14 protein-coding genes are annotated in these 13,719 nt (G+C 31.7%); 4 read left to right on the top strand and 10 right to left on the bottom strand.

Annotation, left to right across the window (positions count from 1 at the left end; translation table 11 throughout):
• Positions 1-34: 34 nt before the first annotated feature.
• The 3 genes from Q0822_RS08425 to Q0822_RS08415 form a co-directional block, all read right to left on the bottom strand.
• A complete protein-coding gene (locus Q0822_RS08425; protein ID WP_299122507.1) occupies positions 35-442 on the bottom strand; it encodes a DUF2721 domain-containing protein in 408 nt (135 codons plus the stop codon).
• Between the two features lie 92 nt (positions 443-534).
• Positions 535-1,758, bottom strand: coding sequence for an alpha/beta hydrolase-fold protein (locus tag Q0822_RS08420; RefSeq protein ID WP_299122506.1), 1,224 nt, complete (start codon positions 1,756-1,758; stop codon positions 535-537).
• 24 nt (positions 1,759-1,782) lie between these two features.
• Entirely contained in the window at positions 1,783-2,172 is a 390-nt protein-coding gene (locus Q0822_RS08415; protein WP_299122505.1) for a MotA/TolQ/ExbB proton channel family protein, read from the bottom strand.
• Between the two features lie 501 nt (positions 2,173-2,673).
• Between Q0822_RS08415 and Q0822_RS08410 the strand changes: the two genes are divergently transcribed.
• From Q0822_RS08410 to Q0822_RS08400, 3 genes are all read left to right on the top strand, one after another.
• The gene (locus tag Q0822_RS08410; RefSeq protein WP_299122504.1) at positions 2,674-3,405 is read left to right on the top strand and encodes a histidine kinase; all 732 of its coding nucleotides are present in this window, start codon (positions 2,674-2,676) and stop codon (positions 3,403-3,405) included.
• A gap of 1 nt (position 3,406) precedes the next feature.
• Positions 3,407-4,117: a LytTR family DNA-binding domain-containing protein gene (locus Q0822_RS08405; RefSeq protein ID WP_299122503.1), complete on the top strand. Its 711-nt coding sequence runs from the start codon at positions 3,407-3,409 to the stop codon at positions 4,115-4,117.
• 63 nt (positions 4,118-4,180) lie between these two features.
• A complete protein-coding gene (locus Q0822_RS08400) occupies positions 4,181-4,771 on the top strand; it encodes a hypothetical protein (RefSeq protein ID WP_299122492.1) in 591 nt (196 codons plus the stop codon).
• 101 nt (positions 4,772-4,872) lie between these two features.
• On the opposite strand, the gene Q0822_RS08395 is transcribed toward Q0822_RS08400, so the two are convergent.
• From Q0822_RS08395 to Q0822_RS08370, 6 genes are all read right to left on the bottom strand, one after another.
• Entirely contained in the window at positions 4,873-6,660 is a 1,788-nt protein-coding gene (locus tag Q0822_RS08395) for a serine hydrolase (RefSeq protein WP_299122490.1), read from the bottom strand.
• Between the two features lie 221 nt (positions 6,661-6,881).
• On the bottom strand, positions 6,882-8,078 hold the full coding sequence (fabV, locus tag Q0822_RS08390; protein WP_299122488.1) for an enoyl-ACP reductase FabV: 1,197 nt from the start codon (positions 8,076-8,078) through the stop codon (positions 6,882-6,884).
• Between the two features lie 11 nt (positions 8,079-8,089).
• Entirely contained in the window at positions 8,090-9,490 is a 1,401-nt protein-coding gene (lpdA, locus tag Q0822_RS08385; protein ID WP_299122486.1) for a dihydrolipoyl dehydrogenase, read from the bottom strand.
• Positions 9,491-9,501: 11 nt separating this feature from the next.
• On the bottom strand, positions 9,502-10,056 hold the full coding sequence (locus tag Q0822_RS08380) for a porin family protein (protein ID WP_299122484.1): 555 nt from the start codon (positions 10,054-10,056) through the stop codon (positions 9,502-9,504).
• An 80-nt stretch (positions 10,057-10,136) separates the two neighbouring features.
• Positions 10,137-10,763 carry a CPBP family intramembrane glutamic endopeptidase gene (locus tag Q0822_RS08375; RefSeq protein ID WP_299122482.1) on the bottom strand — a complete coding sequence of 209 codons (627 nt, stop codon included), beginning with the start codon at positions 10,761-10,763 and terminating at the stop codon, positions 10,137-10,139.
• A 4-nt stretch (positions 10,764-10,767) separates the two neighbouring features.
• Complete coding sequence (locus tag Q0822_RS08370) at positions 10,768-11,226, bottom strand: Lrp/AsnC family transcriptional regulator (RefSeq protein WP_299122481.1); 459 nt, start codon at positions 11,224-11,226, stop codon at positions 10,768-10,770.
• Between the two features lie 160 nt (positions 11,227-11,386).
• On the opposite strand from Q0822_RS08370, the gene Q0822_RS08365 reads away from it, so the two are divergent.
• The gene (locus Q0822_RS08365) at positions 11,387-12,601 is read left to right on the top strand and encodes an aminotransferase class I/II-fold pyridoxal phosphate-dependent enzyme (protein ID WP_299122480.1); all 1,215 of its coding nucleotides are present in this window, start codon (positions 11,387-11,389) and stop codon (positions 12,599-12,601) included.
• A 42-nt stretch (positions 12,602-12,643) separates the two neighbouring features.
• Here Q0822_RS08365 and Q0822_RS08360 read toward each other — a convergent pair whose 3' ends face one another.
• Positions 12,644-13,666: a metal-dependent hydrolase gene (locus Q0822_RS08360; RefSeq protein ID WP_299122479.1), complete on the bottom strand. Its 1,023-nt coding sequence runs from the start codon at positions 13,664-13,666 to the stop codon at positions 12,644-12,646.
• Positions 13,667-13,719 lie beyond the last annotated feature (53 nt).

Here is a 13,719-nt window from a genome sequence, read left to right as displayed (position 1 = left end):
TACATTGTAAGAGAAGTCACAATTATTTTAAAAATTATTTATCTTTTAAATGATCTTCGATATCTCTTAGGTGATGTTGTAATGCTTTGGCTGATATTTGAATTTCTTTAATTAATAGTGATAAAGACATAATTAGAAGTAATAATGCAATTCCAAAAACCCAAACTGCTATAATATGTTGCGATATATAAATCAAAAACATAGTTAGAACACAGAGCAAAAGGCTTGTAATTCCAAAGATTTGCATATATCTTGTAAGGTTTAACCTCAGTTTTAAATTATTAATCTGACGTTTTAAAGACTTTTGTTGTGTCTCCTTATATTTTTCACTTAGGTTTCTAATAACCGCGGCATAAGCCAAAAATCGGTTAGTATACGCTAGCATAATTAAGGATATTGCCGAGAATAAAAGTGCTGGTGTTGTGAGCGTTAGTTCTTCCATACAGTCATTTTTACAAAATTACAGAATAAAAACTCTATGCATCAAAAAAGCGAACTTTTTAGAGTTCGCTTTTTTTACATGCTAGTGTTTTATTAATTTTCTATTTTTTTTAATTTCATTTGAGCATCTTCATTACCATCTATTTCAATAGCTTTTTTATAATATGCAATAGCTACTAATTTATCTTTTTGTGACATATAATAATCCCCTAATGCAACATAACTTCCTGACTTATCTGGATAAAAATCAATATTCATTTCAAAAAAAGCAAGCGCTTTTTCAGGAAGATTATGGCCTTCTAACATAAAGAAACCAACATCATTTATTAAATTCCAATCTGGTTTTATTTCACGCTTCATTCGTTTGCTCAGTTTTTTGTAGTGCTTGTAATAAGGATCTGTAAGTTGTTTAATAGAATACCTTTTTGGGGTATTAAACCTCCACATTTCATGGAATGGAAACCAAGAAAAAATAGATCGCAACCCATTATATTGTGCTGGTACAACAATACTACCGTGATCTTCATCTTTAAAGTACTCCCATTTAAAATCCAGTTTTTCGCTATGTTCAACCAGTAAATCATGAAACTTTAAATTGGCTCTAATCTGCTCTGTAGGCACAGTTTTGTCTTTTCTTACTTTTACCGTATCCATGGCTTTGCCAAGACTGTTAGCTACTGCAATATATAATGATTTCTCTTTCAGGTTTTTCGTATTAATTTTTTCTTCAGCTTCTTTTACGAGGCGCTCATTATCCCACCAAAGACTTGGGTCTATGGCCAAATAGTTGTCAAAAACTTTATCGTGATTCAAAAAAGTGTAGAGTACAAATAAGCCACCTGTAGAGTGGCCAATAATGGTATTATTATTCTCTGTTGGGTATTTACTATTTATAAAAGGCTTTAATTCTTTTTCAATAAACTTTAAGAAATTTCTAGCACCTCCAGAAGTTTTTGATTCATGTCCACGTTGAAATGGAACATTGGTTGTTGTAAAATCTCTTGTTCTATCTGTATTGGTAATACCTACAATAATTGAGTTAGGAATCTTCCAAGGTATTAGTTGCTTAAGCATTGCTGTGATAGAATAGAAATTTTTAGATGCGTCTAACACATAGATAACTGGATATTTTCTTGAGCTATCTGTTTCTTCTGGGACTTGTATCCAAACTTCTCGTTGCTCTTTTAATATTTCAGAATACAAACTATCCACTGTACCAATAACAATTTTTTTGTCTTTATTTTGAGCGTATTGTGCGTGTATATTAGCAAATATGCTTAGTAAGATTACTGTAAAAATTGTTTTACTATTTTTCATCTGAAGCATTTTTTGAAATGAGTTTTATGATATATTCTCTTCAGACTTAAGACTCCATTTATAGACCAAAATCCCAATTCTGGCTATTACAAAAGCAAATAATCCAAAAGTTATAGTCAATAAAGATAGCTTTATACCTGCAGCTACTAAATCTGGTCTTGCTTCACCAATCGCTTCTAACATGTCAAATAACTCAATAATTCCGATAACAGACGCTAAACAACCTATAACTAGAGCTACTAAACTAGATTCTGCAGCTAAGCCAATCATCTTATTAGATGCTGTAAGATTCTGTTTCTTTTTTATAAAAGCCATTGCTACAAAAACTAATGACAATAAAAAGGCTACTAAAATAAAATACATACCTGGTCCGCCTTCTTGTAAACGACCAACTAATAATAATTGTGAAAACATAAATTGTGTTTTTTGATTAAACTTAAAGCAAACATAGGCTCAAGTTTGATTAAAAAAATTAGAATGCGACCAACTACCAAATTCTTTCGGGATTTAACTTCAATGTTGAAACCAGCGCTAAATCTGTCATTCGTCTACTAAATAAAAATACCATTTAAAAATGACCTATTATTGTGTTAATATTGAAATAAATTGAAATCAAAACAATATTATATAAAACGAGTCCTACTCCATCTACTATTTTGGTGTGCGGTTCTTTTCTTTTTCACACTCACTTTTAGCGCAGATAACACTATTGATAGTAATATCTTTAATTTTTCTCTGTTTTTAATGCCAATAACAATTGGTACCACTTATGTTTCGATTTATAAACTCATTCCTAATTACCTCATTACAAAACGCTACTTTTTATTTGGGCTATATAGTTTATACACTATTATAATTTCCATTTTTAGTATTATGTTTTCGGTCTTTTTCGCGATTGCGTTTTTGACCAACTTTATGTTCACAAAGGTTGAATCATTATCTCGTAATACTTTATTTATTATTACATGTGTTTATCTAGTTGTAATAATTGTAAGTGCTTTTAAATTATTAAAACTGAATTTAAAGCAATCCAAGTATAGTGGTGAGCTTGAAGCCAAAATATTAGAAGCACAGCTCAAATTAAAAGAACAAGAGTTAAAATATTTAAAGATGCAGATTCATCCTCATTTTTTGTTCAATACTTTAAACACCATTTATGGTTTTGCATTAAAAAAATCTGAACAAACGCCAGATATGATACTGAAACTATCTAATTTGCTCGATTATTTATTATACCATGTTGATAAGCCCTTGGTCGCTTTAAAAGACGAAATCAATCATATTAAAGATTATATTAGTCTAGAAGAAATACGATTTAATGATACCCTAAATATCAGTTTTAAAGACTCTAATTGTGCCGAAGCACTTTCTGTTGCCCCTATGTTATTTTTACCATTTATTGAAAACAGCTTTAAACATGGTAAGATTATTGAAGGAAAACTATCTATAACTGTTGTGTTTGAATGCACTGCAGATAGTATTGACTTTACAATTAATAATTCGCACGAAAAGCAACTATCCAAACCACATGGAATTGGTTTAGAAAACATAAAAAAGCGATTAGAATTATTATATAAAAATCAGTACAATTTGAAAATTTCGGAAACTAGAAACAGTTATAACGTACAACTAAAATTAGACCTATAGAATGACTAAAAATGTGTCTTGTGTAATTGTAGATGACGAAGCTATGGCAAGGGAAATTATTGCCATGCATCTTTCAAAAATTAAAAAAATTGATGTTGTAGCTCAATGCTGCAATGCCGTTGAAGCATTTAACACAATTACCAATAATGATATAGATTTAGTCTTCTTAGATATTAACATGCCTGAAATTTCGGGTATTGCTTTTGCAAAATCTATCAATAAAAACATCAAGGTTATTTTTACAACAGCATACAGAGATTATGCTGTAGAAGGCTTTGAATTACAAGCTGTAGATTATGTCTTGAAACCTATTTCATTTGAGCGTTTACTAAAAGCTGTAAATCGTTATTTTGAAGTTTTTACCAAAGTCGAAAAAACATCAAGTCATATTACAGAAAGTAATGATTTTATATTTGTACGTTCTAATCGCAGAATGCTTAAAGTAAATTTTGAATCAATCTTATATGTAGAAAGTTATAGTGACTACATTAAGATTCATCTTGAAGAAGAAATTATTGTTACCAGAGAAACAATTAGTGCTATGGAAGCAAAACTACCTAAGCAAAATTTTATACGTATTCATAGATCTTACATTATCGCTTTGTCGAAGATTCAATCGTTTACCAGTGAGCATGTTACACTTAACCGACGCACTTTGCCATTTAGTCGAAGTTACAAGAAAGAAGTGTTGAAACTACTAGAAAATTATTAGCTTTATAAATAATAACCCCGAATTTAACGTTGTTATTACACTAATACGTAATAAAATTGCATTATGATACAGGACCTACACGACACTATTCCGAATTTAAAACCTTTTGATTATTCCATTCATCACGATTCTAATTTTATAAATCAGCATTGGGTATTGGTAAACGGTATTGCTGAAAAAAAATCTACTTATGTCTTTAAGAAAGATAACGTTCTTGAAATTTACAGAAAGGACAATGTTATTGAAACGTCATGGAATATTCATTTTCAAAATATTTTTACTATAGAAACTGAAGATGGAAGAGCAACAGTAAAGGCTTATCTTAAGGACGAGGATATGTTGGTGCTTAACGATCAAACTAAAGATGAATTTGCACTTTTTATTAATACGAGCAACTATGCTGACGAACTGAATTCAATGGAGGATGTTCAGAATTATATAAAATATAAGTACAAGCAAAAAGCGAGTAACCTCATATACGGTCATCAATTTTACTATATTTCTGAATCAGAGGAATTTGGACCTTTCACTGTTGAAGAGCTTACAGAGAAAGTGAAAAAAGACGAAATTAGTGCATTTTGTTTTGTAAGAGATATTAATGAAGATGATTATAGTAATCGAATGCGAATCAATGATTTGATACAGGAACTGTAATTGATAAATTATTTTTAAAGAAATCGAATTTAGATAATTCTATAATAACATTACTTTTTCGTTGAAATTGTTTTATATAGTCGCATCCATTTTTTATTATTCTATTCCTTCAACTTAATACCAAATGTATCTCGACCATTTTGATGCAAAGTCATGCTTTCTACTTCACCATTCTCATTTCTATTAAAAGTGACTTCTGCCTTAACCTCTTCTACAAAGAACTTATCTTCAGACATTGGAATAATCACAAGAGCACTTTGACCTTTTGGCTTAGCAATTAATTTATTATCTTCTCGTGAAATGTTAACAATAAAATCAGCTGATAATTGATATTCACCTATGTAATCATCTAATTTTGTTGTATCCATTTCAAATGCTTTTGGCAAAGTATTTACATCTACATCTAAGGATTTTAAAATATTAACAGCGTTTGTGTTTGCAGGATTAAGTTCAACAGACTTTTTATAATTTACAATGGCTTTTTCTTTATTTCCATTTTCTAATAACGCTTCAGCATAACTATCATATACATTAGACGACTCTGGGAATTGATCAACATTTAACTTAAAAACAGCCTCAGCTTTACCTATCTCTTTTCTTCTCATGTAATAGTAACCAAAATCATTTATTATACCTTCAGAGAAATTATAATTTTCTGAATTATTAATTTTTAAAGCCTCATAAGTTGAAGCTAAATTAGTTGTTCCTTCTGAGTCAATAAATGCTTTAAGCTTTCCTGCAATAGATGGTTTGACTTCGCATCTGCTTCCCATTGATTCTCCTGTTTTCCATTGAATCCAATCGCAAAAAATTTGTGTGTATATATTATGACCAGACCCTCCATTAGTAATCATTATAAAACCATCATTTGTATCAGGGTTTACTCTAAAAAATGCATGCCAACCTGTATTAGCTCCACCATGACCTTTTAGAATGTAGGAAGTATTAGGAATATTTTGTACTTGATAACCTAAACCGTAACTATCATTTGAAGCTGCTGCTGGTTTCATCATTTCTTCAACAGTAATTCCTTTTAAAACCTTGTTATATTTTTTGTTATCCTTATGAGCAAAAAGACTCGCATAGGCAAATTGTGTAAAATCTTCAATTGTTGTATGTAATCCTGCTGCTGCTTGTGCTGTAAACAATTCAAAATCTATTTGTTCACCAAAATTGTCATGCTCTAAAGATGAATTTTTGAGTATAGTTTCGTCAATATCATAACTGCTGCTCTTCATTCCTAAAGGGTTTAAAACTTCAGTTTGTATATAGTCTTCAAATTTTTGCCCTGTCACTTCCTCTATTATCAATTGCAAGATTGTATATCCTCCTCCAGAATATTTCCATTTTGTTCCTGGCACCATAATCATTTCTACTCTACCAGGTCCATTGTTGCGACCATTTAATGACTCTTCGATTGTAGATAAACGATCTTTAGGTGTCCATCCAGGATATCCATGAAGCGACAATCCAGCTGTATGACTTAGTAATCGTCTTACGGTCACTTTTTTAGAATCAAAGTCCGATTCTGGTAATTTCCAACGTGTTAAATAATTTTCTGCTGGTGCATCTAAGTCAATTTTACCTTCTTCAACGAGTTTCATAATTCCCCAAGCAGCAACAGTTTTAGAGATAGAACCAATATTAAATCCTGTTTGCGTTGTTACTTTCTCACCTTTTGAAAGATTTGCGTATCCATAAGCTTTTTGTAATACCAATTCGCCATTTTCGATAATAGCTATTGCAGTTCCAGGAACCATAAATTCTTCCAATAATTTTGGAATCTTTTGATCTAATTCTTTAGTAAAACTATTAACGTCTTGAGTTTCATTTTGTCCATAAAATGTAAAAGACAATAAAAGGAAGAATAGTGTGATTTTTTTGAACATGACAAATGGATTTAATGATTAGCAAAAGGTATTATATGCATTTATGACGCCTATCTTACACTTTCGTTACAACAACTATCTGTTTTTTTAAATTTAGTGAAAATGTTGCAGGCAATTAAATTTTGCTTTAAAAATATCTTCTTCACTTTACTTGTCAAAAGATAATAAACAAAAAAGCGAACCAAATGGTTCGCTTTTTTGTTTATTAAATATGATATAATCTAAGCCTGTAATCCAGGAATATCAACCATTTCATTTGCATCTTTTTCGTAATCTACACCATCAACTTCAAACCCAAAAAGATTAAAGAAATCTGTTTTATAACCTTCTAAGTCACCAATATGTGGTAAGGTTTCTGTTGTTGCTTCTTTCCAAAGTTCTAAAACTTTTGCTTGTATATCATCACGCATTTCCCAATCGTCAATGCGTATTCTCCCTTCATCATCTAAAGGTATATTTTCTTCATATAAACGCTCATTAAATAAACGCTCAATTTGCTCTATACAGCCTTCGTGAATACCTTCTTCTTTCATCACTTTATATAACAATGAAATGTATAAGGGAATTACAGGAATCGCAGAACTTGCCTGTGTCACTAAGGCTTTATTAACAGAAACATAAGCCTTTCCATTAATAGTCTTTAAGCTATCCGTAATTTTAAATGCAGTAGCTTCTAAATGATCTTTAGCCTTACCAATAGTCCCTTTTCTGTAAACGGCTTCAGTTAAAGATGGGCCTATGTATGAATAAGCAGCAGTTTTGAAATCTTTAGATAAAACCCCAGCAGCATTTAATTGGTTAATCCACATTTGCCAATCTTCTCCTCCCATTACAGCAACGGTATTCTCAATATCATCGCCAGAGCTTGGTTCAATTGAAATCTCTTTAACCTCTCCTGTATGGAAATCTACTGTATTATCTGCAAATGTCTTACCAATAGGCTTTAACACAGATTTAAAACGCTCACCAGTATCAGGATGCGTTCTTACTGGAGATGCTAAACTGTAGACTAACAAATCAATCTGACCTAAATCCTTTTTAATTAAGTTTATAGTTTTTGCTTTTACCTCGTTAGAAAACGCATCGCCATTTATACTCTTCGCATATAAACCGTCTTTATGTGCTTGTTTTTCAAAAGCAGCACTATTATACCAACCTGGAGAAGCTGTTCTACCTTCTTTAGGTGGCTTCTCAAAAAACAAACCAATAGTTGAAGCGTCAGATCCATAAGCACTAGTAATACGAGACGCTAAGCCAAACCCTGTTGATGCACCAATAACTAATACCTTTTTTGGGACTTTAGCTTTAGCTTTAGTTTTTGATTTTATGTAATCTATCTGATTTATAACATTTTGTTCACAACCTGTTGGGTGCGCTGTAAGACAAATAAATCCTCTAGTTCTTGGTTCTATTATCATAAATATAGCTTCTAAACGTGTAATGCTCTGTCGTCAGTTGCAGCTAATGCGGCTTCTTTAACTGCTTCTGCAAATGTTGGATGTGCATGAGACATGCGAGAAATATCTTCTGCAGATGCTCTAAACTCCATTGCTGTAACTGCTTCTGCAATTAAATCTGCACAACGTGCACCAATCATGTGAATTCCTAAAACTTCGTCAGTAGTTTTATCTGCTAAGATTTTTACAAATCCATCTATATCTCCACTCGCTCTGGCTCTACCTAAAGCTCTAAACGGAAACTGACCTGCTTTGTACGCAACACCAGCTTCTTTTAATTCTTCTTCTGTTTTACCAACTGCAGCGACTTCGGGCCATGTGTAAACTACACCTGGAATCAAATTATAATCGATATGCGGTTTTTGTCCTGCTAAAATTTCGGCTACAAAAACACCTTCTTCTTCAGCTTTATGAGCTAACATTGCTCCTTTTATAACATCTCCAATAGCATAAATATTAGAGGCAGAAGTTTGTAAATGTTCATTGACTTCTACTTGCCCTCTATCATTAATATTTACTCCAGCAGCTTCAGCATTTAAACCATCTGTATATGGACGACGACCGACTGAAACCAAACAATAATCTCCCTTAAACTCAACAACTTCCCCTTTCTTATTTTCAGCTTTTACAATCACTTCATCACCTTTGCGCTCTACAGATTGTACTTTATGAGATATCATCATTTTACATTTCGCTTTCTTAAAAACTTTGTTCAATTCTTTAGATAAGCCAGCGTCCATTGTCGGTAGGATTCTGTCCATATATTCAATAACAGTAACCTCAGCACCTAAACGACGATACACTTGTCCAAGTTCTAAGCCTATAACTCCACCACCTATGATAATCATGTGCTTTGGAATTTCTTTTAGTTTAAGAGCTTCTGTAGAAGTGATTACACGTTCTTTGTCTAATGTAATAAATGGTAAGTTAGATGGTTTAGATCCTGTAGCTATAATAATATTCTTAGCTTCAATTTCCCCCGCATCTTTACCTTCGATCTTTATATGTGTAGCATCCTTAAAAGACCCTAAACCTTCATAAACATCAATGTTATTTTTCTTCATTAAGAAGTCAATTCCTCCAGTTGTTTGATCCACAACCGCTTGCTTACGTCCAATCATTTTTTCGAGATTCACTTTGATTTCACCTGGTATTTCTATACCATGCTCTTCAAAATGTTTTGTAGCCTCTTCGTAATGATGAGACGAACTCAATAAAGCTTTACTAGGAATACAACCTACGTTTAAGCAAGTTCCTCCTAATGTTGAATATTTCTCAATAATTGCAGTTTTCATTCCTAATTGTGAGCAACGGATCGCTGCTACATATCCTCCAGGACCTGAACCTATTATTGCTACATCGTATGAATTCATATTATTTTTTCTTAATTAATTTTAAATTGAAATGCTAATTGTAATGCTCTATTTTGATTATTGCTAGTTTCAGTAGTAATATCGGATAACCCAAAGTAATAGCGTATAGATGCGCTTACTTTTTCTGAAAGGATATAACTTGCACCTATATTAGCTCCAAAATCTCTATCATAAAAATTGGGCTTAACATCTGCTTGTGAACCTGTTCCATTTTTAGCAGTAACTAATAATCCAACTTGAGGACCTGCATCAAAACTAAACGCATTGGAAATAAAATATTTTACCATTACTGGTAATATTACATAATTTAATCTGATATTAGAAATCCCTTCAAAATCTTCCTCAAATCCATAAACTGAAAACAATAATTCGGGTTGGATTCTAAAATCTTCTGTCAATTTAATTTCAGTAAATAAACCAGCATGAAAATTTATATTTGAAGATATATTTTCAGTACCATCACCTGACAAAGTTGAGCTATTACCACCTATTTTAATACCAATAGGATGATCTTGAGCAGTAAGATTTATTGAAAACAAAAAAATAAGAATAAAGAGTAATCTCATAGTTACTTCTAATGTAACACAAAAATACAATTTAGATTAAAGATTATCGAATGACTTTCTACTAAATTTAACACAAATTATCAAGTCGGAAACCCTAGCATCTCACCCATACCAACAGTAAATAACCAACAGCCGTAAATAGCGTGTTCTATTGATACCAGAAGTGTGGATTTCGTTTTTTTATAAGTGAGTGCAAAAAGAATTCCTCCAATAAAAGTAAGAAACATTACCACTGAGTTTTTAAAGAAAATATGTGCTAATGAGAACAAAGCTGCATTAACCAGAATAAAAATTGATTCATTCTTGAATAATGATTCATAGCGCTGAAAGAAAAACGTTCTATAAATTAATTCTTGCGGATATACGGAAAATAAAGAGTAAACAAATAAAATTATTACCCACAACAAAGGCTTTGTTCTTATTACGATAAAGAGATTTTCTTTATCAACGATAAGCATATAAAGTGAAGTAATAGCAGTAATTACAAGTAATTTAATTAGAGTTTGTCTCCAAAAATTCTTCCAATTTAGATTTTCATTTATCTTAAACTTATTCTTTTCAACTTTTAAAAGTATAAATATGATATAGGTGAATCCAAAAACACCAATTATCATTTTTATCCATAATGCAAAATTTAAAGCAAAACTTACAGGAATAACTACAAAAATTAAAAAGAACTCTATTAGTCTATTTTGCAATAATTTCATAATACTATAGTGTAATTGCAGTAGTGTATTTTACTTCATTTATCATAAACATACTGTGCGTACTGCCAATATGGTCGATTGTAGTGAGTTTTTTTACCATAAATTCTCTAAAAGCCTCCATGTTTTTCACAAGCACTTTTAGCAAATAATCATAATCACCACTAATATGATAACATTCTAAGACTTCATCTAATTTGCGGACTTCGCGCTCAAACTTCACGACATATTCCTGAGAATGTTGCACCAACTTCACATGACAAAATGCAACAAATGCTTTATCAACTTTCCTTTTTTCTATTAATGCTACATAGTTGCTTATAATTCCATTCTGCTCTAATTTTTTAACTCGCTCATAAACTGCTGTTACAGAAAGATTCAGTTTATTAGATAATGCCTTAGTCGTTTGTTTGCTATCAGCTTGAAGCAAGTGCAACAACTTTATATCAATTTCATCCAAACTCATAATTGATGTTTTTTCTATATATATCACTTAAAAGCGAAAAATAATGAAAATTAGTCTAATATATAATATTTTAATAGACAAATATTCTAAATATACAACTTATAGTTGATTAATAATCTAAAATAGCAGAACTTTGTTATAACTTATAAAATCAATAGTTATGAAATTTAAGCCTGCAAACAACATTCAAGATTTACAATACTTCGGTGAATTTGGAGGTGTGAATCCATCAATTTCAGATTCTTCAACTTATACATTCTTATCTGCAAAAACAATGTTCGATACATTTGAAGGCAATGCAGATGGATGCTACTTATATTCTCGTCATTCGTCACCATCAAATTTATACCTAGGTGAAGCCTTAGCGGCAATGGAAGGTACAGAAACTGCCACTGTAACAGCATCTGGTATGGGAGCTATTACACCTGTTTTATTGCAGCTTTGTGATGCTGGTGATCATATTGTAAGTAGCAGAACAATTTATGGAGGAACCTATGCGTTTCTAAAAAACTTTACTCCGCGTTTGGGTATTAACACCACTTTTGTTGATATTACAAAACTAGATGTTGTAGAAGCCGCCATTACACCTAAAACCAAAGTATTGTACTGCGAGTCTGTAAGTAATCCGTTATTAGAAGTTGCAGACATCAAAGGCTTAGCTCAGTTAGCAAAAAAACATAATTTAAAATTAGTTGTAGATAATACTTTTTCACCTTTATCTATTTCACCAGTAAAACTAGGAGCAGATATTGTGATTCATAGTCTAACAAAATTTATAAATGGGTCTTCGGATACGGTTGGTGGAGTTGTCTGTGGTAGCCAGGAATTGATAGATGATTTAAGAAACGTTAATGATGGAGCCGCAATGCTTTTAGGTTCTACCATGGATAGCTTGCGCTCTGCTTCTGTTTTAAAGAATTTAAGAACATTGCATATTAGAATGCAACAGCACAGCTACAATGCAACTTATCTAGCTGAGAAATTTGAAAACGATGGTTTAAAAACTGTATATCCAGGCTTGGCCTCTCATCCTTCTCACGAGTTATTTAAATCTATGATGAATGAAAAATATGGTTTTGGTGGTATGATGACTATAGATGTTGGCTCTTTAGACAAAGCTAATGCACTAATGGAATTGATGCAAGAGCGTAACCTTGGTTATTTAGCTGTGAGTTTAGGGTTTTATAAAACATTATTCAGTGCACCTGGAAGCTCTACATCTTCTGAAATTCCTGAAGAAGAACAAGAAGCAATGGGCTTAAGTGATGGTTTAATACGTTTTTCTATTGGATTAGATGCAGATATTGAGCGTACTTATAAAATGATGAAGACTTGTATGGTTGAGTTGGGTATTCTTAAAACTCAAATGGTTTAAATACTATTTTATTTTTTGGTTCAATGTTACAGAAGCTATAGTTTATTTACCTTTCAATCGCGCCCAAAGTGCAGACATTGTAAACTTAAAATCACCCATTTCCGGTGCAAATGGCTTCATGTCTAATCTATTATTTGTCTTATAAAGTTTCAAATTGAAAATGGCTTTAAAACCTTCTCTTGTCTCAACTAGTGGATATCTTAAGTCTTTATATAAATAGTCCCCATTGTCTAAAGCTTCAACAATATAATAATCATTGCTAAACCAAGCTAAATCATTAATGTCCTTGTATTCATCTTTTGATAAATCTCTTACCTTAGGAATGGTTTGCCAGTCAGAAAATTGATTAGAATTATCAAATAATGAATAAAACCCAACGTGATAATTGTCGTTAGTTTCTGCAATGCCATACCAAAGAATATTATTCAAAATAGAAGGTTGTGCACTAAATCGCTCATAAGAAATTCTATTTATTTCTAAAGAAGATTTAAAAACGCTATCTATATAAAACTTATTAAAAACGGTAAGCAACATATAGAAAGAACTGATACCAATTCCCAGTTTTAACCAAAACTTACGTCTATTACTATTTCGCCTAAAAAACATTAATATAATAACGCACAATAAAAAGGGAACTGTGTATAAAGGATCAGCAACAGCAATATTATTAAATGCTATACGATAATTTGAAAATGGCGCAAAAAGTTGTGTTCCATAAGGTGTAAAGCAATCTAAAATCGGGTGTGTAAATAATGACCAAAAGAATAGGCTTATCCAATCCTTTTGCGTTGTTGTATGGAGTCGTCTTCCGTTATTATATAATTTATGAACCAACCAACCCAATAAAAAAGCAGCTAATATAGAAAACACTATCGAATGCATAAAGCCACGATGAAAAAGCATAGCGTCTATTTCATTGTTATGTAATAAGCTGCCGATAAGTACATCCAAATCTGGGATAGTACCACCAATAGCACCAAACAATAAAGCTTTGTTTCCGATTTTTTTACCTAGGACAGCTTCTCCACAAGCAGCACCTAAAACAATTTGGGTTAATGAATCCATATAAAGTCGCAAAAATACAACTAATTCTTACAAAGGATTTATGTTAAGAGGTA

The organism is uncultured Winogradskyella sp., assembly GCF_947496485.1.
Classification (GTDB): Bacteria; Bacteroidota; Bacteroidia; order Flavobacteriales; family Flavobacteriaceae; genus Winogradskyella.
The sequence above is the reverse complement of the archived record's forward strand: the minus strand, read 5'-3'. Positions and strand labels throughout refer to the sequence as shown.